Source organism: Salinivibrio sp. ML198, assembly GCF_001996015.1.
GTDB lineage: Bacteria > Pseudomonadota > Gammaproteobacteria > Enterobacterales > Vibrionaceae > Salinivibrio > Salinivibrio siamensis.
In genome coordinates, this window is the sequence record NZ_MUEZ01000010.1 from 1 (window position 1) to 25,478 (window position 25,478).

At 48.8% G+C, this 25,478-nt stretch carries 21 protein-coding genes; 4 read left to right on the forward strand and 17 right to left on the reverse strand.

Features of this window, described 5'->3' with window-relative positions; genetic code table 11:
* The 5 genes from BZG25_RS08485 to BZG25_RS08505 form a co-directional block, all read right to left on the reverse strand.
* The coding region (locus tag BZG25_RS08485) for an S-layer family protein (RefSeq protein ID WP_198535212.1) at window positions 1-3,543 on the reverse strand (3,543 nt) is incomplete at its 3' end.
* A 254-nt stretch (window positions 3,544-3,797) separates the two neighbouring features.
* Entirely contained in the window at window positions 3,798-5,669 is a 1,872-nt protein-coding gene (locus tag BZG25_RS08490; protein WP_371326852.1) for a PhoX family phosphatase, read from the reverse strand.
* A gap of 187 nt (window positions 5,670-5,856) precedes the next feature.
* Window positions 5,857-6,708: a lipase family protein gene (locus tag BZG25_RS08495; RefSeq protein ID WP_077638851.1), complete on the reverse strand. Its 852-nt coding sequence runs from the start codon at window positions 6,706-6,708 to the stop codon at window positions 5,857-5,859.
* 119 nt (window positions 6,709-6,827) lie between these two features.
* Entirely contained in the window at window positions 6,828-7,328 is a 501-nt protein-coding gene (locus BZG25_RS08500) for a hypothetical protein (protein WP_046075991.1), read from the reverse strand.
* A 97-nt stretch (window positions 7,329-7,425) separates the two neighbouring features.
* Window positions 7,426-8,163 (reverse strand): transporter substrate-binding domain-containing protein, encoded by a 738-nt coding sequence (locus tag BZG25_RS08505; protein ID WP_131825380.1) that lies wholly within the window; start codon window positions 8,161-8,163, stop codon window positions 7,426-7,428.
* A gap of 188 nt (window positions 8,164-8,351) precedes the next feature.
* On the opposite strand from BZG25_RS08505, the gene BZG25_RS08510 reads away from it, so the two are divergent.
* Window positions 8,352-8,987: a TetR/AcrR family transcriptional regulator gene (locus tag BZG25_RS08510; RefSeq protein WP_052708154.1), complete on the forward strand. Its 636-nt coding sequence runs from the start codon at window positions 8,352-8,354 to the stop codon at window positions 8,985-8,987.
* Window positions 8,988-9,021: 34 nt separating this feature from the next.
* On the opposite strand, the gene BZG25_RS08515 is transcribed toward BZG25_RS08510, so the two are convergent.
* The 11 genes from BZG25_RS08515 to BZG25_RS08570 form a co-directional block, all read right to left on the reverse strand.
* Window positions 9,022-9,741 (reverse strand): YebC/PmpR family DNA-binding transcriptional regulator, encoded by a 720-nt coding sequence (locus tag BZG25_RS08515; RefSeq protein ID WP_046075989.1) that lies wholly within the window; start codon window positions 9,739-9,741, stop codon window positions 9,022-9,024.
* 134 nt (window positions 9,742-9,875) lie between these two features.
* The gene (locus tag BZG25_RS08520) at window positions 9,876-12,104 is read right to left on the reverse strand and encodes a methyl-accepting chemotaxis protein (RefSeq protein WP_077638852.1); all 2,229 of its coding nucleotides are present in this window, start codon (window positions 12,102-12,104) and stop codon (window positions 9,876-9,878) included.
* 145 nt (window positions 12,105-12,249) lie between these two features.
* Entirely contained in the window at window positions 12,250-13,779 is a 1,530-nt protein-coding gene (locus tag BZG25_RS08525; protein ID WP_077638853.1) for a bifunctional GNAT family N-acetyltransferase/carbon-nitrogen hydrolase family protein, read from the reverse strand.
* A gap of 32 nt (window positions 13,780-13,811) precedes the next feature.
* Window positions 13,812-15,074: a diguanylate cyclase gene (locus BZG25_RS08530; RefSeq protein WP_077638854.1), complete on the reverse strand. Its 1,263-nt coding sequence runs from the start codon at window positions 15,072-15,074 to the stop codon at window positions 13,812-13,814.
* Window positions 15,075-15,232: 158 nt separating this feature from the next.
* Window positions 15,233-15,865: a LysE family translocator gene (locus tag BZG25_RS08535; protein ID WP_077638855.1), complete on the reverse strand. Its 633-nt coding sequence runs from the start codon at window positions 15,863-15,865 to the stop codon at window positions 15,233-15,235.
* Between the two features lie 179 nt (window positions 15,866-16,044).
* A complete protein-coding gene (locus BZG25_RS08540; RefSeq protein ID WP_046075985.1) occupies window positions 16,045-17,472 on the reverse strand; it encodes an aspartate kinase in 1,428 nt (475 codons plus the stop codon).
* A gap of 77 nt (window positions 17,473-17,549) precedes the next feature.
* A complete protein-coding gene (locus BZG25_RS08545) occupies window positions 17,550-17,939 on the reverse strand; it encodes an ectoine synthase (protein WP_046075984.1) in 390 nt (129 codons plus the stop codon).
* A 50-nt stretch (window positions 17,940-17,989) separates the two neighbouring features.
* Window positions 17,990-19,267: a diaminobutyrate--2-oxoglutarate transaminase gene (gene ectB, locus BZG25_RS08550; RefSeq protein WP_077638856.1), complete on the reverse strand. Its 1,278-nt coding sequence runs from the start codon at window positions 19,265-19,267 to the stop codon at window positions 17,990-17,992.
* Between the two features lie 11 nt (window positions 19,268-19,278).
* Window positions 19,279-19,836: a diaminobutyrate acetyltransferase gene (ectA, locus tag BZG25_RS08555; protein WP_046075982.1), complete on the reverse strand. Its 558-nt coding sequence runs from the start codon at window positions 19,834-19,836 to the stop codon at window positions 19,279-19,281.
* Window positions 19,837-20,115: 279 nt separating this feature from the next.
* A complete protein-coding gene (locus tag BZG25_RS08565; RefSeq protein WP_046075980.1) occupies window positions 20,116-21,111 on the reverse strand; it encodes a bacteriohemerythrin in 996 nt (331 codons plus the stop codon).
* Window positions 21,112-21,296: 185 nt separating this feature from the next.
* Window positions 21,297-21,503, reverse strand: coding sequence for a cold-shock protein (locus BZG25_RS08570; protein ID WP_025744354.1), 207 nt, complete (start codon window positions 21,501-21,503; stop codon window positions 21,297-21,299).
* A gap of 581 nt (window positions 21,504-22,084) precedes the next feature.
* Here BZG25_RS08570 and BZG25_RS08575 point away from each other — a divergent pair.
* Together BZG25_RS08575 and BZG25_RS08580 are read left to right on the forward strand one after the other, a co-directional pair.
* Window positions 22,085-23,035 carry a slipin family protein gene (locus tag BZG25_RS08575; RefSeq protein ID WP_046075979.1) on the forward strand — a complete coding sequence of 317 codons (951 nt, stop codon included), beginning with the start codon at window positions 22,085-22,087 and terminating at the stop codon, window positions 23,033-23,035.
* Between the two features lie 15 nt (window positions 23,036-23,050).
* The gene (locus BZG25_RS08580; protein WP_369795717.1) at window positions 23,051-23,521 is read left to right on the forward strand and encodes an NfeD family protein; all 471 of its coding nucleotides are present in this window, start codon (window positions 23,051-23,053) and stop codon (window positions 23,519-23,521) included.
* A gap of 313 nt (window positions 23,522-23,834) precedes the next feature.
* On the opposite strand, the gene BZG25_RS16055 is transcribed toward BZG25_RS08580, so the two are convergent.
* Complete coding sequence (locus BZG25_RS16055) at window positions 23,835-24,008, reverse strand: hypothetical protein (protein WP_167369758.1); 174 nt, start codon at window positions 24,006-24,008, stop codon at window positions 23,835-23,837.
* Window positions 24,009-24,271: 263 nt separating this feature from the next.
* Here BZG25_RS16055 and metC point away from each other — a divergent pair, with 263 nt between their 5' ends.
* Window positions 24,272-25,465, forward strand: a complete 1,194-nt coding sequence (gene metC, locus BZG25_RS08585) for a cystathionine beta-lyase (protein ID WP_077638858.1) — start codon at window positions 24,272-24,274, stop codon at window positions 25,463-25,465.
* Window positions 25,466-25,478: the final 13 nt, after the last annotated feature.

Here is a 25,478-nt window from a genome sequence, read left to right on the forward strand (position 1 = left end):
TTGTTGTGTGTTATCGCTTGCGGTGAGGGTGATGGTGTCGGTCACCTGATCACCGGCATCCAAGTTCTGTACGGCAGACTGATCGAGGGTGTAAGTCCAATTGCCGTTGACCAGCTCTAGCGAGCCATAGGTACCGGTCTCTGTAGTATTGGCAAAGGTGGGATTATCGTCGCTATCCACATCACTGATCGCAATGGTACCCGTGGCAGTTACCGCGGTATCGCCCGCGTCACCTTCGGTCACTGAGCCGGTAAAGCTACCGGTGACTTCAGGTAAGTCATCGGTGCCGGTAATGGTGATAACAATATCTTGTTGTGTGTTATCGCTTGCGGTGAGGGTGATGGTGTCGGTCACCTCATCACCGGCATCTAAATTCTGCACGGCAGACTGATCGAGGGTGTAGGTCCAGTTGCCGTTAACTAGGTCTAGCGAGCCATAAGTCCCCGCTTCAGTAGTATTCGCAAAGGTCGGGTTATCGCCGTCATCAACATCCCTGATCGCAAGGGTACCCGTGGCAGTGACAGGGGCATCGCCCACGTTGCCTTCGGTGACAGAACCTACAAACTCACCACTTACTTCAGGGGCATCCTCTGTCCCCGTAATCGTGATGACAATATTTTGTTGCGTGTTATCGCTTGCAGTGAGGGTGATGGTGTCTGTCACCTCATCACCGGCATCTAAATCCTGCACTGAGCTCTGATCGAGGGTGTAGGTCCAAGCACCATCTACTAGCTCCAGAGAGCCGTAAGTGCCAGCCTGTGTAACATCGGCAAAGGTCGGATTATCGCCGTCATCAACATCACTGATCGCAATGGTGCCCGTGGCAGTGACAGGTGCATCACCTTCGTTGCCTTCGTTCACGGAACCAATAAACTCACCGGTGACTTCAGGTAGGTCCTCGCTACCGGTAATGGTGATGACAATATCTTGTTGGGTGTTATCGCTTGCTGTCAGGGTAATGGTGTCGGTAACTTGATCGCCGGCATCCAAATTCTGCACCGCAGACTGATCAAGGGTGTAAGTCCAGCTTCCATTGACCAGCTCTAGCGAGCCATAGGTACCGGTCTCTGTAGTATTGGCAAAGGTGGGATTATCGTCGCCATCAACGTCACTGATTGAAAGTGTGCCACTTGCAGTTACAGGCGCATCGCCCACATTGCCCTCGGTCACGGAACCGATAAAGCTACCAGTCACTTCTGGCGTATCCTCACTACCAGTAATGGTGATGACAATAGCTTGCTGGGTGCCATCAGAGGCGGTGAGAGTAATGGTGTCGGTCACTTGATCGCCAGCATCTAAATCCTGCACGCTGTCTTGATCAAGCGTATACGTCCAATCACCGTCTACTAGCTCGATCGAACCATAAGTCCCCGTCTCAGTGGTATTGGCGAAGGTGGGCGTATCGTCGCCATCCACATCACTGATCGCGATGGTTCCCGTGGCAGTTACTGCGGTATCGCCCACGTCACCTTCGGTGACAGAACCTACAAACTCACCACTCACTTCTGGCGCATCGTCGGTCCCCGTAATGGTGATGACAATATCTTGTTGCGTGTTATCGCTTGCGGTGAGGGTGATGGTGTCGGTCACCTCATCACCGGCATCTAAATTCTGCACGGCAGATTGATCGAGGGTGTAGGTCCAAGCACCATCTACTAGCTCCAACGAGCCATAAGTGCTAGACGCTGTGGTATTGGCAAAGGTTGGCGTGTCGCCACTATCGACATCACTGATCGCAATGGTGCCGGTGGCAGTGACCGCATCGCCTTCGTCACCTTCGGTGACTGAGCCAACAAACTCACCACTCACTTCTGGCGCATCGTCGGTCCCTGTAATCGTGATGACAATATCTTGCTGTGTATTATCGCTTGCAGTGAGGGTGATGGTGTCCGTCACTTGATCGCCGGCGTCTAAACCTTGAACAAGACTGCTGTTGTTATCCAGCGTATAAGTCCAAGTACCATTCATCAGTGATAACTCACCGTACTGACCGGACACATTGCCATCGGAAAAGCTCGGCGCATTGTTACCATCTGCATCCGAAATACTGAGAGATCCTGTCGCTTCTAAAATGCTGTCTTCGACAACATCGCCAAGGGTTTGGCCGCTAATCACAGGATCATCATTTGTACCTGTGATAGTTATCGCGATCACTTGGCTGCTGCCGTCTGATGCAGTCACAGTGAAGTTATCCGAAACCGCATCACCCTCGCTAAGAGATTGCACAGCATCGCTGTCTGCGGTGTAGGTCCAGTTGCCATTGGTGAAGACGAGCTCACCATACTGGCCGGATTGCGTGCTATCGATCCACGTTGGGCTATCGTCCGGATCGGTGATCGACAAGGTACCGGAAACCGAGTCTCTGGCTATCAAACTTCCATCAGAGCCATCGATTTCCCCCTCCGAGAGCGTGCCTGAGGTATCACCTGTGATGGATGCGGGATCGTCAATACGTTCCACTGCTGAGGTGAAGGTTTGAGAGGTGCTCGCTTCGCCGTCTGAGGCGGTGATTGTAAATGTCAGCGAGGCGATATCTAGTGCATCGTTATTGATTGCATCGACGCCTGCCTGAGTGAGAACAACATTATTACCCTGCAACTCGACATAGTTTTGTCCACCGTCAGTCAACGATAGGGTGAGGACATCGTCTTCTATATCCGTCGCCGTTACAGTGCCGACGGTATCGCCGGCCGCGACCGCATCCTCAGTGACCGATATGGCAGAAAATTGCAGCGTCGGAGCATCGTTGACGGGATTCACGGTGACCGTGATATCGGACGGGGTTTCTGCTTGGCCATCGGAAACAATGACTGTGAGATCAAGATCGCCATTGAAATTGGGCGGTGGTGTGATGACGATATTACCAGACTCATCTTCGTCGATTTCGACATCTGGATTGCCACTGGTGATGGAAACAATGGTGAGGGTATCGCCGTCTGGATCGTTGATTTGCTGCAGTATTTGATTGGGCGTCAGCACCAGGGGTTGATCTTCGTCGGTACTGAAGGTGAGCGATTCGGCGCTCGGCGCTTCATTGGTATCTGCGGCAGGGAATACGGCGTCAGCACTTGCCAATCTTAGTGCGGTTAGAGCAAAAAGCTGTTCGTCGGTAATGCCACCATCGGGGTTGGTAATGCCCTCAGTTTGGAAACCCGCAATGATCTCGCCAATACGGCCGTTCGCTTCAATGATTGCCATGGCCGTGATCGCAGAACCTGAAGCCGCCGCACCGGCTGCGGTGGCGGCATCTTCAATCGCATTGGGATCATCACCGCGTTGGATGGCTTCAATGATTTCAAGCACATCCTCAGGTAAATCTTGTACCAGCGTATCGTCTTCATCTTCGCCGACAAGCAAGGCAGATAAGGCGAGGTTGGTATCGACACCATTCTCAAGGCGCACTGAGGCAGGCTCGTTGCCCACCGCGGTGACGAGCTCTCCCGTCGAAACTGTTTGATTTGCCTCTATCTGACGCACTTGGCCATCAGGTTGAACGGCAGCAACCGTTCCTTGTGTCTCGGTGACTTGTGTCTCTGTCGCCATGCTGTCGGCTCTCCTCGGCAACTGCATCACGCCAACGTTTTGATTTATATTCAATTACGTCACTTTATCAACGCGCTGGACACAGTTTGGTGCACGATCGTTACATATTCCCTTTATAAATATAGTTAATAGTTGGCAGTGGCGTATAAAAATTGAGCGACTCAATTGAGAGGTAAGGAGAGAAAAAGCCCTTGCGTTGGCAAGGGCTGGGCTGTTTTAACAAAGTAAGGCTTAGAGCATTGGACGATGAAGGGTTAAGTACCGATTACGCCACCGTCTTCTTTGGTGATCATGATGACCGAAGAGCGAGGAATGGCGTCACCGCCTGCAGGGAAATGGGCGCCTGGGTGTTGTACACCCACAAACATAGTGCGTGAGTCAGGGGTAAAGGTCAGTCCCGTGATCTCACACGATGTTGGCCCGGTAAGGAAGCGACGAATTTCCCCCGTTTGCGTGTCGGCACACAGCATTTGGTTATTGCCCATGCCAGCGAAGTCTCCCTCGTTGGAGTAATCACCGTCGGTTTGAATCCAAAGACGACCGGCACGATCAAAGCCGATACCATCTGGGCTGTTAAACATGTTGTCTTTATTAATGTTATCGGTACCCGCCATCAATCCAGATTGCTTTTCAGGATGGCCGGCCATCACGAAAATGTCCCACTCAAAAGTAGGCTGAGTATGATCGCCTTGGGTCGGTGCCCAGCGAATAATATGGCCATACGGGTTTTTGGTGCGTGGGTTGGCCGCATTTAATGGTTGGCTGTCTTTCACGCCACGGTACTTGTTATTGGTGAGGGTGCAGAAGACATGCTTGTTGTCGGCGTGCACGGCGACCCACTCAGGACGATCCATGGTGGTTGCACCCACTTGCGTCGCGGCTTCGCGGGCAAAAATGAGCACGCTGGCTTGGTCGGGAAAGCCATTTGCTGGGGTCAGGCCATTTTTACCAAAGGTGAGCTCTAACCACTCCCCTTGACCTTTGAGCTCGTCGTCGCTGCCGGTAAATTTGGCGACATATAAGGTACCGTTCTCGAGCAAATCGCGATTAGCGCTACCTTTACTCGGATCGTATTTTCCCTCAGAGACAAATTTATATAGGTGCTCGCCACGTTCATCATCGCCCATATACACGACAACATGCCCATCATCATTGACCGTTAGTGCGGCATTTTCGTGCTTAAAACGACCCAGTGCACTGCGCTTTTTCGGGGTCGAATTGGGGTCCATAGGGTCAATTTCGACCACCCAGCCGAAGCGGTGGGGCTCATTGGGGTGCTTGGCGACATCAAAGCGCTCGTCGTGCTTGTACCAATCGTATCCCCAATCGGTATCGCTGATGCCGTAGCGCTGATAGGTTTTGCCCAAGGTGACGGTTTTTTCGCTAGCAAAATAGCCATTAAAGTTTTCTTCACAGGTCAGATAGGTGCCCCAAGGCGTTTCGCCGTTGGCACAATTGTTAAAAGTGCCGAGGATCAATTTACCCGACGGATCAGCCGCGGTTTTGAGCAGTGAATGGCCGGCGGCGGGACCTGTCATTGCCATTTCTGTATAAGCGGTAATACGACGGTTTAAGCGACCTTGCGGATTGATTGTCCAGCGACCATCGACTTTTTTGAGTTCAACCAAAGAGACGCCATGCGCCGCTTGCGATTTGCGCGCATCATCGGCTGAGATGTTTTCTCCACCGTGCGTAAACAAATACTCATCGTTGATATACTCGTTATTGACCGCGAGCAGGGCGCGATCATTGGCGAGCGGGAAAAATGTCATGCCATCGTTGTTGTCGCCAAACTGCTGAGCTTGCGCATCGGCATTGTTTTGTTGCGAAAAAGCAGGCGCATTAGTAAAGATAGGATCGCCCCAAGACACCAGTACGTCTGCCTTATAGCCAGCAGGCACCTTGACTGTATCAGCGGTTGAGGTTGGGATTGCGTCAAAGCCTATCAGTTCACTTTTGCTCATGCTGCCAGCCACTGCTTTGGCAACAGGGTTAGCGGCAAAAAAAGCGACCGTACTAGCGGCGCCCGCGCCTTGTAAAAAGCGGCGACGACTTACGGCGGCATCAATAAAGCGATTGAATTCGGGTTCTGCGTCCAGCGGACGTTGGTCAATATGCTTGCTCACGACAATTATTCCTTTCTGTTCGTTATCGTATTTATGATTTAGGTGATAGCGATGCGCCAAAAAGTGCATCGCAAAGCCGGTCGAAAGTGTGGCGAGGCAATATGAAAACGGGGTGACTGCTGGGTGACAGTCTTGGGACAGTGAAGGAAGCTGGTATCAAGATCACGTATTGGTTGGTACAGGCCAATTAGTGTTGGTCAAAGTAATCTTTGCGTCGGATGTATTTATCCATGTAATGATACGCGATGGGGCGTGCGAGCCAGCTAAATAAGACCCTGAGCACGCGAATCAGTGATGACGTGTCGGTATAAATTTTGTTCTCATGTAGCCATAGAAGCCGACCGACATGCCAATACAGAAATGGAATCCCGGGTAAGAAGGTAATGATGTCGACATCACAACAGATACGATAAGTTTTGGTATGAAAGGGATAATGCCGCTTAAAACGCCACATACCAGCGGCAGGCTGACCAAAGGTGACGATGCGTTTAATAGCACTGCCCATTTGTGGTTGAAGCATCGCCGCGGCAAGAACCGCCATCGCGCCGCCTGACGAATGACCAATAAAAGAGACTTTTTTGTTGGCCTGAACCAAAGGCGACAGGGCGGAGCAGAGTTTATCGAGCACCGTATCGCCGTCTAAGGAAGCCATATCCGCCGCTTGTGCGACATCAGCAAACTGGCTCGTGGTCATAGCTTGGTAACGACGCTTGTGCTGTTGCCAGGGTAAACTTTTTTGTGTCAGTAAGTAGTGAAATCCCCAGTGTACGTAACAATAAGTGTTTGCCATGCGAATACGCTTAGGACCACAGGCACAATTTACTAGCCAGTCCCACAAGGTTTGCGAGCCGCGAAATACCACCACCACATCGTCATCATCTCGCCAGAGTACACGAATAATACAACGCCCCCAGCGGTCGTAAATATCACGTCGTCCATTCGGACTGAAGCCGTATTGCGTGTGATTAAAAAAGGTAGGATAAGAGGCGCGGCATAAAATGGCATACCGCTCGTATTGATACCGCTTTAATCGCTTCATGGTGAACCTTGTGTCATCGTCATGGGCCTAGGCTAGCGAATAAACGTGACGAAATAGCGAAAGCAGTGTGGGATGATCAATCAATAGACAAACTGGGATCTCGGTGCGTGCCTGGATGATTAATAATTGGTGAGAAAAGGCTCGAGGTGTGTATCGTAAGTCAGGGCTTGGATAGGGCCTCGGTGTGTGATCAAAAATTCAGCATTGGTACAGTTCCCGACACCGATAATGACTTGTACCAGCAAACGTAAATCCTTTAACCAACGTTGAGACTGCTCTTGGCTCCAATCGTCACGATACAGACTCATATGATATTCCACCCACCAGTAGGCGCCACGAATAAAGGCTTTCATCACTGATTCGGCAGCCAATATTTGCTCGGCGGTACCAGAGAAATCAAAATCAGGCGAAATGGGCTTGCCTTGTGTAAAAGCCACATAGTTACGGCAATGACGGAATAATGCGAGCTGAAGCCCTGCAGCGGAGTCGTAATGGGTAAGCGCCAAAGTGGTTACGGGGAGGTGTTTAATTGACCGACGGAATAACGCGGCAGTGCGCTTTCCGGGCATAAGGTGCTCAATGGCATAAAACAAATCTAAACTGATAAGCTGATTACGCAAAGCAACTCTTCTCTCTCTGATTCAACCGCATCATCCTGCCTGAAATGGCGTGTCGAGTATACAGCACTGTGGACTGAAATGAAGAAATAAACCTCAATCACTCAAGCCCATAACGTGCTTTTAGTTCAGTAATCTTGGCTTGGTTATCAGCTAAAAATTGGTTAAATTCTTTAATCAGTTTTGGATAGTGAATTGTTGAAAGGTGACGAGTTCCTTTCACATGTGGGAGGGTATCATCAAACTTTACCGAGCCTTTTTTGAGGCCCATTTGGTCAAGATAAAACTGTGCGACGTCAATATTGGCGTAGCCGCCATCAACGCGACCACTGATTACCTTCATTAACAGCGAATCATATTGATAGCTTTCATCGACACGTATTTTTCCGGCGCTGATACGTGATTGATAAGGGTGGGGAGTGAATCCGGCTACCACACCGAGAAAACGGAATTCATCCAAAGGCCGGCCATAGTGTTGGTCAATAACCATGACGCCATCCGTGTAGCTCACCACAGGATCACTGTATGTCACACTGACCTTTTTTTTAATGTCTGGGCTCCAATCTGGACTGTCTGGATATTTCAGATCGACAGCGCCCTCGACAAAGCGGTGGTAAAGGCGTCTTAGGGGGAGCGCTTTGTAGACGAAACGGTAGTGGTATTCATTGGCAAACATATCCAACAGCTCTCGGTTAAAGCCAGAATAGTTACGGTTAGAGTAGGCTGAATACGGGTAATACTGTGAAAAACTCTGTACGCCAACCACATACGTGGTCTTAGCGCTCACCGGCCATGCAACCGCTAGTGTTAACAGCAACGCCCACACTCTTTTCATCACTTACTTAACCTCTTATCAGTTCTGCCTCTATTCATTGTAGCCATTGCGTTTGAACCTGTCTTTGAGCCTTGTTCTGTTATTTTACAACACCCACTTTCATCCTCTTTTTTCTTCCGACGCTTCCGTGTTGAGAAATCATTCGGTTATCGGTCACATTTTGCCCGAAAAAATTTGAATGAACATTCGGTATGTTTTATTTTTTCATCTGGACTTTCACTTTTGATCAAAAAACGATGAACAAAAACGAAATTGCGTCGCGTGCTATGCGCCAACACATTCTTTCGACAACGCTAGAAATCGTTGGAAATGAGGGGCTTGCTGCATTAACGGCGACAAAATTAGGGAAGAAAGCCGGAATCAGCAAAGGGGCGCTGTATCATCATTTTGACAATCTTGATGCCGTCAAATATGCAGCGGTTGATGAATTAATCTCTATGTTTCTTGCCGTGGCCGAGCCTGCAAATTTTGATGATTTTGAGAGTTATCTCGAAGTGACAGGGGATACCTTGTACCTCACCATGCAATGTGAGCCTTATGCGATGAAAGCGATGTATAGCTTTACAACCCAAGCCTTATTTGATGAACAGTTTAGGGTGGCTATTCAGCGCTTTTCTCAACATGGTTTAACGGAATACACGCGTGCGATTGAGTATTTTTATCAGGGGAAGATTCCGCAGCATCAGATTGATACGGCAATTCGTGTCGTGGATGCCTTTTTCCTTGGTGCTGGTTTGCAAAGTTATGTACTGCAGGGGGATGATAGATTTCGTCAAAACTGGGCGTTATTTTCGCAAATGCTACTCACGCAACTGGGTGAGCGATAAGGCGCCATGATGACATGGCGCTTAGTTATTGTGCTTAGATTAGCTCTGCGTTGTGGTAGACATTTTGGACGTCGTCGCAGTCGTTAAGCATATCGAGGAACTTTTCAAAACGTTCAACATCCTCGCCGCTGACCTGAGTGTCGATTTGAGGCACAAAGGTGATCTCTTCAAGATCAATCGGCGTGTCGCCAAGATAGTCACTTAGCGCATTTTTCACTTTGAAAAACTCTGTGTGAGGGGCAAAAATTGTAATGATACCCTCGTCTGCTTCGATGTCTGACACATCCACATCAGCCATGACCAAGGCTTCAAGCGTGCCTTCCTCATCATCTCCTTTAAACTGGAAAACAGCTTGGTGCTCAAACATATGAGACACCGCACCGGGCGTGCCAATTTTCGCATCGTTTTTCACAAAGCACTGGCGTACGTCCATATAAGTACGGCTGTTATTATCCGTTAAGCAATCAACAATCACCGCGCAGCTGCCAGGCCCAAAGCCTTCATAACGCGCCACTTCATAGTTTTCGCCACCTGTGCCATTGGCTTTATCAAGCGCTTTGTCGATCACATGACCTGGCACCTGATCTTTTTTCGCTTTCTCAATCAAACGACGCAGTGATAGATTGCTCTCAGGATCCGAGCCGCCATTTTTAGCACATACGTAAATCTCTTTACCGTACTTTGAATAAACCTTAATTTTCGCGCCCTGGGTTTTCGCCATTGACGCTTTACGAACTTCAAAACTTCGTCCCATTCGGAATCTCTCTTAATAACGCTTACGCAGAAACGGGTTGATTCTACCAAGAGAGTGATCCTTTACACCAGTAAATGCACTGACCTTGAACAAAGTCAGTGCGATTAGTACTCAGAGCACGTTATGCCGCTCAATTAAGCTTGTTTGCACTGAAATTTTTGCGTGTGACCTTTTAGTGTATGAGACAGCTTGCTGAGGTTGTGTGTGGCTTGAGTGATTTGGTCCATGGCTTGACGGTTTTCACCGGTCATGGTGTTAATTTCTTCTAAGTTCTGATTGATTTCAGTTGCCACGAGAGACTGCTCTTCTGAGGCACTGGCCATTTGCATCGCCATGTCTGCAATTTCGTCCACCGCGTTCACCGCTTGTTTGAGCGATGATAAGCTTGCTTCTGCACGTTCCGACACATAGTTGGCGGTCGTCGCACTCTCTGAGATAGCCTGCGTCGTGGTGTTGGAATTGTGCTGAAGGTTTTCAATTAGCTGTGTGATTTCGCTTGTGGCTTGTTGCGTGCTTTGCGACAGCGTTCGCACCTCGTCGGCGACGACGGCAAAGCCGCGACCTTGCTCACCCGCGCGTGCCGCTTCGATGGCAGCGTTCAATGCTAACAGGTTGGTTTGATCAGCAATTTGGCCAATAGTTTGCAATATGCTGGAGATATCCTCAGCGCTTTGCCCGAGCGCATCCGTTTTTTCTTTGGCGTGATTGAGACGCGTGACAAGATCTTGCATCGCATCGACAGACTCGGTCACTTGTTGGTCTCCGCTATGGATAAGTGAACGCGCCTTTTCGGTGGCATCGGCTGTCGAGGCGGAGCTGGAGGAAATTTGATTGGCAGTGGCCGTCATTTCTTCCATTGCCGCCGCCACTTGTTCTGTTCGTGCGTTTTGGGCTTCAAAGTTAGTGAGTGTTTGCACGCTCGAGGAGGATAATTGCTCTGCCGCTGCTGCTTGTTGGTTAGTGGCGCCAATAATATCGCACACCATGGTGGTGAGGTTTGTTGCCATCGCACGCATGGAGCGATAGATCCCCGTTGCGTTGGGGCTAGCGTCAAAGCTTACTCTTAGATCGCCGTCGGCAATCGTTTGTACTATCTTGGCCATCTCAGCCGGTTCGCCACCTATCGGGCGGGTAATCGAACGTGTTAACAGAATGGCAGTGACTGCGATCATGGCCACCGCAATTACCAACACGGTGACGATGAGTCCTTGTAGTTCGTTGAGTGCTGCAAACGCCTCTTTGACGTCCATTTCCGCAATGATTGCCCAGCTGAGTCCACTGACGGTTAGCGGTGCGTAGGCAGAGAGCACGGGGTTACCGTTGTAATCGTTAATGACATCAATGCCTGTTTCGCCTTGCATCGCACGCTCAACGGCAAGCGTCTCAACGCGACCTTGTGCGGGGTGCATAAATGAGGCGAAGACCGATCGATGCTCGGCATCTAAGAAGGAGTCTGATCGCATCAAGTTATCAGGGCCAACGAGATAGGTTTCGCCTGTGTTTCCCAGTCCATCTCGCTCTGCCATAATGGCACTGAGCTTATCTATCGGGAATTGATAGGCGAGCACGCCAATCACGCTACCGTTGTGATAAATCGGCGATGCCATAAACCCTGCCGGCGCGTTGTTCGAGGCTGTGTAGGGCGAAAAGTCAATAATCACGGTATCGCCATCCGCTAAGGTTTTCGCTTGACGGAAAGCGTCGGCCAGGCCAGAGGTATTAAACAGACCTGTTGTTAGCGACGTGCCGAAATCAAGTTCTTTGGAGGCGGAGTAAAGGATGTGTCCTTGGCTTGCTTCGATCATAAAGATGTCGTAGTAGCCAAACTTTTCCTGAACATCACGTAGATAGGGATGGATGGCTTGGTGAGCTTGATCGTACTGAGGCAATTGGCCACTGGTTTGGTATGCGCCTTTTTCTCCCATGGGATAAGGGTTGTCGACTAAGTAGGCTTGTTGTAGCGCCACTACTTGTGGCGTTAGGTTGTTCACCAAATCTCTCGCCTTGGGGAGTGATTCTGTGCTGATCTCATCAAGTGGGTCAATGAGGTGACGCTGATAATAGCTGGTCAGTTGTGAACGTGTTTGGGCGGTACGAGAAGGAAGTGTGTCCATGGCATCAATCATGCTGGCCATGGCGTTGGACACGGAAGGGGTTTCCGCGGTGGTAATTATCTGCCCTTCAGCGGTTTGGAAATAGCGTGTGACCGCTGATTTTTTTACCTCTCTCAACGCTTCAAGCTGACTAAACGTTTGATGCTCGAGTGACGATGAGGCGGTATGAAGAGAAAGCAAGCTAATGATTAACGCGGGGAGGCAACCCACACCCAGTAAGCTGACTAGCATTTTATATTTGAGCTTCATGATCTCACCTCAACGCCACATTGGCTAAAAAACAAGCAGTTTATTGAGTAAGGATAGAAGCTTTTGGCAAGAGTGCATGGAAATCTAGTCTTTTTGTCTCCCGCTTACGAATAAAAGCCCCGCATTCGGCAGGGCTGTATTAAAGCTACTCTTGGCTTAAATGGCTGGCATAGAGCTTGGGCCTACGGTGTTTCAAGTTCGTTACCGAACCTCGTTCATGCAGCATTTTGAGCTTGTCCAAATCGACGTCTGCGAAAATCATCATCTCGGTATTGGCATTGGCTTCCGCGAGTGTCGCATCGTGCGGAAAATAGACATCCGAGGGTGAAAATACCGCAGACTCAGCGTACTGGATGTCCACATTATCTACCCGAGGAAGGTTGCCCACGCTGCCGCCGATCGCGACATAACACTCGTTTTCAATCGCTCGTGCTTGAGCACAAAGGCGCACGCGTAAATAACCGTTCTTGGTATCGGTCCAAAAGGGCACGAATAGGATCTGTACACCTTGCTCTGCAAGAATACGCCCCAACTCAGGAAACTCGGCGTCATAGCAGGTGAGAATACCAACCCGGCCCGCATCGGTTTCAATGACTTTGACCGTATCCCCGCCATCTATCACCCAGTCACGTTGTTCGTGCGGCGTAATATGGATTTTGTATTGCTCATCAATGCTACCGTCGCGGTGCATTAAGTAGGAGACGTTATACAGTTTGCCATTTTCCAACACGGGCATACTGCCAGCGATAATATTGATGTTGTAGGTGACGGCCAATTGCGAAAAACGTTGCTTAATCGCCTGGGTAAATTCACTGAGAAAGCGAATTGCCTCGACGGAGCGCTTATCAGGTGCAAGCCCCATCAATGGTGCACAGAAAAACTCGGGAAAGAGCGCGAAATCTGACTGGTAGTTGGCTAAGGATGAGACAAAGAATTCGGCCTGATTCAAAAGATCATCCACTGAGAGCACATGACGCATCTGCCATTGCACGACCCCGAGGCGGACGATGGTTTTTTCAATATCATGCACGGAGGATGCATCTTCTTCATAGAAGAAGTTATCCCACTCCAACAGTGTGGCATAGCCCGCCGACTTATCGTCTTCGGGCAAATAGCGATTCATCAAACGCTTAACATCAAAGTCATTAGATAGCTGGAAAGAAAGGATCGGGTCGTGAATCTCTTTTCTTCTGACTTTATTAATATAATCCGTCACCGAAACATCATTGTGTTTGTGATAACCAGGTATACGGCCGCCGGCGAGGATCGCTTTTAGGTTCAGCGCCTGACACAGATCTTTTCTCGCTTCGTAAAGTCGACGGCCAAGGCGATGGCCACGATAATCAGGGTGTACAAACACGTCGAGGCCATACAGTGCATCCCCTTTTGCGTCGTGGAATACCACACCGTCATCCGTGATAATGTCGGCATAGGTATGCGGCAGTGAAAAGCGGTTGTAGGATACTTTTAGCGTTAACGCGGCGGCGACGATTTTTCCATTATCTTCAATGCATATCTGGCCATCCGGGAAAGCGGTGACCAGTTGCATGATCGTGCTCTTAGGCCAAGCACCGCCGACATCCGGGAAGACGAGATCCATCAACTCTGCTAAGGGTTGATAGTCGCTGACTTCAATGACACGCAGATTCAGTAGCGTGGCGGTGTTCTCATCCATTACACGTTCTCCTATTACGGGCTGAACGCCTATTATGACAAAGATTGACGCTCGAGATAACGTTTAGGCAGAGAAGGATTATCAGTTTCTTGGCTGATGGGCGATTGGTTGGATGTTGGTGACACACTGGAGGGCGCATCACGATGTTCAGTTAACGCAAATTCTACACGGTTTCGCCCGCGGGCCTTGGCTTCATATAAAGCCGTATCTGCGCACTCAAATAACTGGTTCATCGCAACATATTGTATTTGGCGCTTGATGCCGACGCCGATACTCACCGTAAACTGGATGTGATGGCCATGTTCGGTCGTCACCTGGCATGCCTCGATTTGTCGTTTCAGCTGTAGCGCTATTTCTTGTACGCGACGCACAGACTGGCCACTGAGTAGCAAAATAAATTCTTCACCTCCCGTTCTGGCGCAAAACGCCCCTTCTTGTTGGGTGATCCGTTCTAAGTGTTGGCTGAAAGCGACCAATACCTGATCGCCAGCAAGGTGACCATATACATCATTAATACTTTTGAAGTTATCCAAATCAGCAAGGATAAGGGCATTCGGCTGGTTAGAAAGGAGACACTGTGCGGATTGCGTCATAAAGGCGCGTCGATTCGGAAGCTGTGTCAGAGTGTCACGGAGCGCAAGTTGACAAAGTGTGTACTCCAGTCGCTCAAAACAAAGGTAAATGAAGGTCATAAACTTGACGAACTCGGCCATTAAGATCAAGTAATACACGGCGATATAACGTTGAGATAGGCCGGTGTTTTCCATCGGTGTGTCAAAGGCGAAGTAGGCACGAAGTCCATAAAGTATCAGTAAGAGGAAGAGCACGGACGCATAGAGAGTAAAACCTATCCGCTTTCTCTCTGGGCTCTCAACAATGAGTTTTAAAACCGCAAGGTGCATTGCCACGTAAAACGCACAGTACCAAGTAATACGGAGCGCAAGCGGAATATGATTGGCAAGAATCAGTGTATAAACCCCTACACCCAAGAGTGCTGCCAGCGAAGCCGTCCGCCACGACGAGGACGTGCCCACGAAGGATTGCGTGCCTAACCACACCAGAATATGAGAGCAGATCGCGGCTGTGGTGCCAATCCAGACGAGCCCCGACGTTTCGGTGACATTGCCAATGTTATACACCGACGTGCCCGTTGAGATCAGCAGACAAGCCAGTCCCCAAAGCTTGATATCTTTGTGCTGATTAAACTGCCACCCAATCAACAAAACGCCAATGGTGAGTAGCCAGAACACACTGATGTAAGCCAGAGTCAGTGTGGGAAGGTGAAGATTAAACACGTGACCGAATCCATCCGATAAAGGCAAGGGCGTTAGACGCCACCAACGAACCAAAGTCAGTTATACGACTGACAGCGGTATAATATATCAGACAACTGTCTGACTTTTTATCGCTCAACGTCTGGTTCGTCGGTTTTTTACCCAGCTAAGTGGATGGATTACAACGACTGTTGGGTAAAAAGCCAGACTGCGAGTGCAGCAAAAACCAATGCCATGATTTTATGCTGATACATTTGGACACGGGTATTGGTGAGAATTGCACTGCCAAGCTTGCCGACTATTGCCACTAAAAGCAGATTAAACGCGAGCCCTAATAGGTTGAGGAGAAGACCAAGCGTTAGTAATTGCGTGCTGGACGAGGCTTGAATTTGATGCGAGATAAACTGCGGTAAAAACAACACAAAAAACAGTAACGCCTTTGGGTTCAATAGGTTGGTCATGACCGCGCGTTTATAGAGGTATTTGCCCATGCCTTGATGATGAGCGAGCTCGGCGCTGTCTGTTGGACGGGCGCGCCACGTATCGACACTCATTTTGAGTAAATACGCTGCCCCCACGTATTGCAGAATGGTTAAGGCCGTTGGCGACATCGCAATCATGGCCGATACGCCGGTTGCGGCTAACACGGTAAGGATCAATCCTGACGTTGCATTACCCAAACTTGCGGCCATACCAACCCGTCTGCCATAGCTGAGACTTGCGCTCACGATTAGCAACATATCCGGTCCGGGCACCAGCAAAAGTGCGACAACCGCGGTTAAATAAACGGGGAGCATATTGGGGTCGATCATAAAGGCACTACAGCTATCAAGATAAAGTGCGGAATTTTACCGTTTAGTTAGACTTTATCAACATTGATAAGTGATTAAGTTGGTTTTTAATCGCAAGGAGGGGGTTTAGGTTAGCTTATAAAACCATACCCCCTTAGGTAAGGGGGTATGGTTTTTCGCTTGTCATATGCACCAGGGTCTTAAGCGGCCCGAATGGTTGGCTTAGGCGTAGGCTCTTCGATAAAACAAGCGTGTAGGGCGCAGATCGACGCGTGGTAGAACTTATCAAGTACTACGTATTGCACGTCCACATCGCGCATCGATGAGTGAGCTGCTTTAGGGTTTATTTCTGCGTCAAGCAACGCCAGCATACCCTTGCTCATGGTTTGGTTTGAGTCGATACGACTACCAATGACAGAAATCAGTGCGACCATTTCACCCGTAATCTTCGCTTTCGGGTAGAGCTTCTCAACACGATTAATCACCTTATCTTGACTGGCTGTCTTGCCGTCTAAGTAGTAGGTGATTGAGTTGGCATTCATCTCTTTACTGATGAGCTGCACGTTCTCTTCGCGAATGATTTCCATCACGTCATAGCTGACCTGATCAACATGCCCAACCATTGATTGGTCAAAGATGTGGAGAGCTAGCACCTTATCTCGACCGGCGATGATCTCGATCTCTTTGTCTTTTGGACGATATTTGTGAGAGATCACCGTACCCGCATGCTCAGGCTCGAAGGTGTTTTTCACAACCAATTCGATACCCACAGCGCGCATACCAGAGGCTGCATTCGGGTGGATGGCTTCCATCCCTAAGTTAGCAAGCTGGTCAGCCACATCGTAGTTACTGAGGCCCATTGGCTGTACACGCTCTGGACCTACAATGCGAGGGTCGGCACTGCTTAGGTGATATTCTTTGTGGATCACCGCGCTACTTGCTTTGGTTAACACGGCAATCCGGCTGAATGTCATTTCACTGTAACCACGGTCATAGGTCTTCATCAGACCTTCATCACAATAGACGTAGCCGGTAACGATGGGCAGCTCAGTACTGAAGTCAATGTCTTCCATAGCATTGGCGATCACCGTGTTGAGGTCGCCTTTGCCTTCATCGGGGTTATCCCAACCAGAGAGGTCAACAAATCGTGAGTTAATTCCCACACTTTCGAGCAGTAGCGTTGAGTTGTGCGCACTGTGCGCCTCGCCGATAGAGGAGAGGAACTCACGAATTTGTGGTAGATAGCTTTCCAGAGAAAACTGCCCATAGTTACAGGTTTCGAGTATACCTTCGATACAGCTATGTGCTTTTTCCATGCGTTGGCGGATAAAGTTATCAGCACGCTCACGGTATACAGGATCGGGGAACATATTGCTGTTAATGAGCAGCATACGTTGCTCTAACTCGTCCATCGCATCACGCCATTTAGGGTTATTTGCCGCGAGAAGGCGATAAATGCCGGGCTTACCCGAACGCTTACACTCCAGCAATGCATCCGTGATGCCAGCGTAAGCAGAAACGACAAAAATGCGGTTGTACGGGTTTGACGGGTACAAAAAGATATTATCCATGACAGCGTCGTAGGCTGACATCGACGTACCGCCGATCTTTTCAACGGTATGATTCATGTGAGCTCCTTGTGGGCTTTTATGAATTAGGGAGTCGATTGGGTTTACAGGGGCAGCATCCGGCTGCCCCATGACGGTTAATCGACTAATGGATAAACACCGTTCTCATCGTGCGTTTCCTGCCCAGTAATAGGTGGGTTGAACACACAGGCCATGACCATATCAACACCTTTGTTAGCACGAAGCTGGTGTTCGTCATGTTTGTCTAGGATATACAGTGTGCCAGGTTTAATAGGATAAACCTTGCCGTCATCCGTGGTTTCAATTTCACCTTCACCCGACATACAATACACAGACTCTAAGTGGTTCTGGTAGTGAATGTGCGTGTCAGTGTTGGCATAGATGGTGGTAATATGGAAAGAAAATCCCATATTATCATCGCGTAGCAGCATGCGTACGCTTTCCCAGTTTTCAGCCACCACACGGCGTTCAGTTTTCTGGCATTCTTCTAATGTACGAACAATCATGTTTATTCCTTCAACGTCTCTTCGTTAAGCGGGGATCGCCGTCTTCGCGATTACGATGCTTTCTTGATCTTCTGTTTTTTATACTGCTCAACAGACTTAACGAAGATCTGCAGGCCTTTTTCCATCTCTGCTTCACTGACTGTCAGTGGCGAGAAGAATTTGATGACTTCATCATCTGGACCCGCGGTCTCGATAATCATGCCATTGTCAAAACACAGGCTGGAGATCTCATCTGAAATATCACCATTTTGGCACGCAATGCCTTGCATCAAACCGCGGCCTTTGATGGTCTCAAAAAGATCACCGTGCTTGTTAAGCATCTCTTGCAACACTTTGTTCAATTGATCGGCACGTTCTTGAATATGCGTTTGGAATTGATCATCACGCCAGTATGTGTCAATCGCTTCCGCGGCAGTCACAAACGCGTGGTTGTTACCACGGAATGTACCGTTGTGCTCACCCGGTGCCCATTGATCCAGCTCAGGTTTTAGTAGGACCACAGCCATTGGCAGGCCATAACCACCAATTGATTTGGACAGCGTCACAATATCGGGCTTAATGCCTGACGGCTCAAAGCTGAAGAACGTACCCGTACGGCCACAACCAGCCTGGATGTCATCTACGATCATCAAGATATCGTGTGCCTTACAAATGTCTTGCAGGCGCTGCAACCACTCATTAGAGGCTGCGTTTAGGCCACCTTCGCCTTGGACGACTTCAAGAAGCACGGCAGCAGGTTTATCACCGCCTGTTAGACCACTTGATGCGTCATTCAGCATGGTTTCGAACAAAGTTAAACCATCAACGTCTGCATAGCCATCATACGGAAGACGTGTCACAGCGTTGTTGACAGGGATGCCGCCACCACCGCGGTGATGATGATTACCCGTCACTGCCAATGCACCATATGTACAGCCGTGGAAGCCGTTGGTGAAAGACACAATATTTGCGCGGCCTGTTACTTTACGAGCAAGCTTCATTGCCGCTTCAACTGCGTTGGTGCCTGTTGGGCCAGTGAATTGGAACTTATAGTCCAACTCACGCGGTGCCAAGATGTGCTCTTTAAATACTTCGAGAAAGCGTGCTTTTGCACCTGTGTACATATCCAGGCCGTGTGTAATGCCATCTTTCTCGATGTACTCGATCAGTGCTTTTTTCAACGTTGGGTTGTTATGCCCGTAGTTGAGCGAGCCGGCGCCAGCAAGAAAATCGAGGTAGCGCTTGCCGTCTACGCCCGTGATCCAGCAACCCTTAGCGCTTTCAAACACAACGGGGAAGTTGTTGGCGTAACATTGAACATTTGACTCCTGCGATTTAAAGATATCCATAACTCATCCTGTTATTTTTTGAGTGGAATTCGGAAAAGGTATTCGGTGTCATGTTCACCGTTGAAATGCTCCTGTTCGTCGAGGAACACGGAGCGCTGACCACCTGTACCGTAGAGGCGGTCTACCTTTTTAAACAGCGCCCAAGATCCGGCGTTGTCTTCTGTGATTGTGGTTTCAATGAAGCGAATATTGCTTGAGACTTTACGTGCCATCAGCGCTTCGATCATCGAGAGGGCAAGCCCTTCACCACGTGCTTTGGGTGACACTGCAACTTGCCAGACAAAAAAGGTGTCTGGCTGCTCAGGGCGAATGTAGCCCGAGATAAAGCCTTGTACATCACCCTCTCGCTCTGCAACGACACAGGTCTCTTTAAAGTGTGTCGCCTGTAGGAAGTTGCAATAAGCGGAGTTCACATCCAACGGTGGGCACTGCGTGATTAATCGATAGATGTTGCCGCCATCCTTGATGGCTGGCTTACGAAACACAAACTTCGTGTTGGTCTGGGTCTGTTTACGGTCACGTACCTTGGATTCAAGTACTGCCGTGTCTGTCGTTTTTGATCGCCACATAATTGTTTTGTGCTCTAACGAATTCGTTTTATATAATAGGCGATGAATTTGGTTTATCAACCCCAGATTTTACTGTTGGACTTGTTATATATAATTAAGTTTATGAAATATATGAATTTATTTATTGTTAAATTTTTTGTGAAAGTAAGTGTTTTGAGGAGTAACATTTACTGGCCTAAAGGTGTGGGCAGGTTCCCACATCGAGGGGATGGGCTGAAGGTATGCCTGACGGCCCTAGAAAGGCCGTCTTGGAAGACAATGTAGGTACACTCTCACGTATTAAGGACCTTGCAGTAAAAAATCGCGATACTGAGTATCTTCACGAACGACATGGTGAATCCACCAATAACGCAAAAACTTAAAGAATTCAGAGCGGTATAGCTCTGGGTCGGCTTGGCACTGTAGCAGCACATATTGCGCTTGCCGGGCGAGGCGTTGATGAATCGCAGCATGCTCTTTGTATTTGGGGTAGGCGCGTGCTTCGAGAATATCTTCCTCTAGCTGAAAGTGAGTGTCGATATAGTCACGAAAGCGTTGCGCGAGGGCCTCAAAATCCGTCTTAGTCTCGTCCTCATGGTGATAGGCAATGGCCTCATACGTATCGTTGATGATAGAGAGCAGTTGCTTGTTACTCTCATCCAATGATGGATCCCCCACTGTATACTTTTCTTGCCATCGAATGAATTTTCGATCTTTCGACTCTCCCTTGGGTGAGGGCATGGATGGCTCTTTTGACGTCAGGCCAGGTTGCGCTTCGCCTTGTGGCTCGTTGATGCCTTCTATTTTCTGCTGCTCTTCTTCGGTAAAGACGATGGCCCCGTTATGCTCAAAATCCGTTGATTTGGCGGGGTCTGACTGATACATCTCAAAGTAAAATTTGGGGGGCTTTTTAGCTTTGGTCTGTTTAGAGAGCTGCTTGACACGGTTTTCTAGATCTTGTTTTTTCACCGGTTTAACCATAAAAGCATCGACGTCATAGCGAATGCACTCGCTGATCACTGCCTGAGATGCGTTAGCGGTTAAAATGATAATGGGCGTGTCATGACGCAAATGATAGCGGCCGCTTCGCATGAGGCGTAACATTTCCAACCCGTCAATGGGATCCATTTGTAAGTCGGTAATGATCAGATTGGGCTCTTCATGGTACGCCTTTGATATCGCTTCGGCACCATCTGCGGCCGTGATCACCGACTTAATACCAAGTGCTTGGGCCATCAATCCAATGGTGTCACGAATCATTTCATGATCGTCAACAATTAAACACGGAGATAGCATACGTCCTCCTGACAATGTCTATGTTTTCAGCCTAGTGGATGGTGGCAAGAGCGTCTATAGCGAGTGTGAAAGGAATGCGACCTTGATGAGGTTTCGTTTAAAAAATGATGGGGTAGACTAAAGCACAAATGATAGCGACAAAAAAGGCGCCCAACTGGGCGCCTTTCTCTTAAATTTGGTTTGGCTTACAGACGAACGACGTTCGCAGCCTGTGGGCCTTTCTGACCTTGCTCGATATCGAACTCAACCTGTTGGCCTTCTGCTAGTGTGCGGAAGCCTTCACCAACGATAGCACGGAAGTGAACGAATACGTCTGGACCGTTCTCTTGCTGGATAAAACCGAAACCTTTCTCTTCGTTAAACCACTTAACGGAACCATTAGCTTTGGACATGGTGTCTCCTGAATATATTAACTAGGTGTTGCAGTGACGCGAGTGCCGTTAATCGACTCTATGGGCAAATGTAGCGAATATCTTCAGGACAACTAACTTTCCAGCCTAGCGGTAGGGTGTTTCGATGTATCTATATTCAATTGCTGCATAAATTTCCGATTATCAAAGCTGCCAAGCAGCTTCAACAGGACCACGCGTTATTTGCGCGTCAGTTTACCATTGGTTGCAACATGGTGTGTCTACGACCAATAGTTCGTCAACCAACACGGTTGAACATTATCGAGAATACACCCAAAAGAGAGTGAGGTAAATCTATTTTGCGGATGAAAGAGGCAACTTTGTGTGAGCTTGTTGTGAAAATGAGAGCATGGCCTGATAACTGTGTTGTATCGACGCAAAGAGCCTCATAGAAAAGCGATCTAGATTGCGAGGAGTGTCAAATTAACCGTTGGATGATGTCTTTTTATGCTGACAATAACGTATCATAAAACGCGATGAGTAACGCCGTAAACACTTGTGTGCGCGCGTTTGTGTTTGTTTATGCGAGTCATGATTGTGACCCGCAGTGATAGGGCTTCTCCATGGATACGATTTTTTTAGAAACGTCGAGTTTTATTGGCGTCTGGGTAGTGCTGGCGGTCTTAGTGATCGTGGTACTACGCGGTGCGATTAAGTTTGTGCCACAAAACACGGCTTATGTTGTAGAGCGATTTGGTAAGTATTACAAGACGATGGAAGCGGGTCTCAATTTCATCGTGCCATTTATCGATCGTATTGGTTATACCAGAACATTAAAAGAACAAGCATATGATGTACCCAGTCAATCCGCGATCACGCGAGATAACATTTCGCTCGTTGTCGACGGTGTCTTGTACATCAAGGTATTGGATCCGTATAAAGCGTGCTATGGCGTCGATGATTATGTGTACTCCGTGACTCAGCTTGCGCAAACTACCATGCGTAGTGAAGTGGGTAAAATGGAGCTGGATAAAACGTTTGAAGAGCGCGAAAGCTTAAACACCGCGATTGTCTCTGCCATCAATGAGGCCGCTCAGCCATGGGGCGTTCAGGTGCTGCGTTACGAAATCAAGGATATCGATCCACCTCGCTCTGTTCTCGATGCCATGGAACGTCAAATGAAGGCTGAACGAGAGAAGCGTGCGGTTATTCTTGAGTCAGAAGGGGCGCGCCAATCGGATATCAACGTTGCTGAAGGTCAAAAGCAGGCCCGAGTCTTAGCGGCGGAAGCAGAGAAATCTGAGCAAATCTTGCAAGCGGAAGGTGAGGCGCAAGCCATTATCGCGGTTGCCGAGGCGCAAGCCGAAGCACTTGAAATCGTAGGGACACGAGCAATAACAGAGGAAGGCCAAAAAGCCATCCAGTTGGAGCTGGCAGAAAAAGCGATCAAGGCGAAACAGGCGATTGCCAAAGAGTCCTCAGTCGTACTGTTACCTGATTCTGGAACGGGTGCAGCGAATGTGGTTGCAGAAGCGATGACAATTATTGATACACTCAATAAGAGCAAAGCGTAAAACAGGATGTTTAGTGTGAGTATCTACCTCGCAGAATTAACCGTGATTGTGGGCTTGTTACTGTTAGCCGTCGAAGTGTGGCTGCTTGGCTTATCGACCATTGTTTTATTAGCAACCGGTGTTGCTGCCATTTTAGTGGGACTGTTGGCGATGGTCGGTGTTGTGCCAGAAACCGTTACGGCGTTATTTAGCAGTACTGGGATCGGTGCAGGCTTGTTAACTGCCATGCTGTGGCGCCCACTTAAACAGCTACAACGCGGCGGACGACGTCCGGATAATCGTCATAGTGATTTTATCGGGTTGATATTGACGCTCAGTGAGCCGTTGAGCCGAGAGCAGCCTTCGACGATTAAATACTCAGGTGTCACTTGGCAACTGCGACTCAGCTCGGCCGCCGGTGATTGTACATTGCTGGCTGGCGAACAGGTCAAGGTCGTGGGTGTTGATGTTGGACGATTTACGGTCGAGCCCATATTGCCGGAGTAAGAGACACTCTCAGTATCTCGTCATGACAAATAGACGTTGATGGCATGAAAAATAAAAAGCTCGGTCGCAATGCCGAGCTTTTTTATTGCGTATCAGCCTGTGATTTAGGCTTTTTTTAGTTGCTTTTTGAGCTTCTTCAGCTTGGTTTCCTGTTTTGCAACTTTCGCTTTTGCTTTCTTAATCGATTTTTTCAAATCTTTTTTTGACGCTTTTGCCATGGTTTCTCTCCTTAATGATGATTTGCCGAAGCGTTTGCCACTGCAATACAGCTTCAATGCTGTGGACGGGGCCGGCATGTCCACCCCAAGTGTGATCACGATGATTTATTCGTTTCGTGGTCTTTTAAAAACTGTTTAATAAATCGGCGTATTTCCCGTGCTGCGGACGTATCCAGTTCGTCACAGGCCTCTAAGAATGCATCCCGTTGCTCACTATTGATTCTTATCAGTAACTGGCTATCTTTCTTTGTTTTTTCTTTTTTCGCCATGCTAATGCGCCTATCTTTTAGATATACAATGTATATACGTTTTTATGGTAGTGCTAGGAGAGAATGGTGAAATTGTGATCTACTTAGTACTGTAAACAATAGTCAACACGGGTATCAATAGGCTGAACGAGTTAGTGCTGAGCGCTATGACATATAGCCAAATCGATGTCATAAAATTTTATTTGGCCATCTAAATGTCTTTACTGCCTTTATGTAAATCCGTAGGCTATTAGTCAGTCAATCTAGGATGAGTGAAGTGAACGATGGAAAAGAAACACAGTCGTACGCAGCTAATACATGCCGGACGCCGTAAAGCCTATACCCTTGGTGGGGTCAACCCAGTCGTACAGCGCGCCTCTTCAATTGTTTTTGATACGTTAGCCGAGAAAAAGCACGCGATTGCCAACCGTCACCAGCAAACCTTGTTCTATGGCAGACGCGGAACCACTACCCATTTTGCGCTTCAAGATGCCATGACCGAGCTTGAGCAAGGAACGGGGTGTGCACTCTTTCCCTGTGGTGCGGCGGCCATCGCAAACAGTATTCTCGCGTTTGTAAAAGCAGGTGACCACATTTTGGTCTCAGGATCAGCGTATGAGCCGACTCAAGATTTTTGTCAGAAAATTCTCGCCGATATGCAGGTGTCGGCCGAGTATTTTGATCCTCTCGAGGGCGCGGAGATTGGTCAACGTATTACGCCAAATACACGCGTTGTGTTTCTAGAGTCACCAGGTTCTTACACCATGGAAGTGCACGATACGCCGGCAATCGTTCAAGCGGTAAGAGAAAGAGCGCCAGATGCGATTATCATGATGGATAACACGTGGGCAGCAGGTCGCTTGTATCAACCGTTAACGCAAGGCGTGGATATTTCGATCCAATCTGGGACCAAGTATATTATTGGTCATTCGGATAATATGATAGGTACCGCTGTTGCCAATGCGCGCTGCTGGCCGACCTTGCGCGAGCGCGCCTATTTAATGGGACAAACGGTCGATCCTGATACCGCTTACCAAGCCGCTCGCGGATTGAGAACCTTGGATGTACGCCTTGCCCAGCATCAGGATAATGCGTTACAGGTAGCCAATTGGCTGAACGAGCAAACCGAAGTAGCCAGTGTGCTCCATCCTGCATTTGCAGATTGTCCTGGGCACCGCTATTTCGCGCGAGATTTTACAGGCAGCAATGGGCTCTTTTCGTTTGTGTTTGATCAGCGTTTGTCTGATGCGCAATTGGACGCTTTCTGTGATCATTTGCAGCATTTCAGTATGGCTTACTCATGGGGCGGCTTTGAGTCGTTGTTGTTGGCCAATCAGCCAGAGCAACTCAATCGCATCCGGCCTGTGGGTAAGGTGGATTTTTCCGGCACACTCGTCAGGCTACATATTGGATTAGAGGACGTTGACGATCTGATTGCCGATCTGGCGGCCGGTTTCGCACGCATTAATAATGTCTAAGCCACATAGCTCC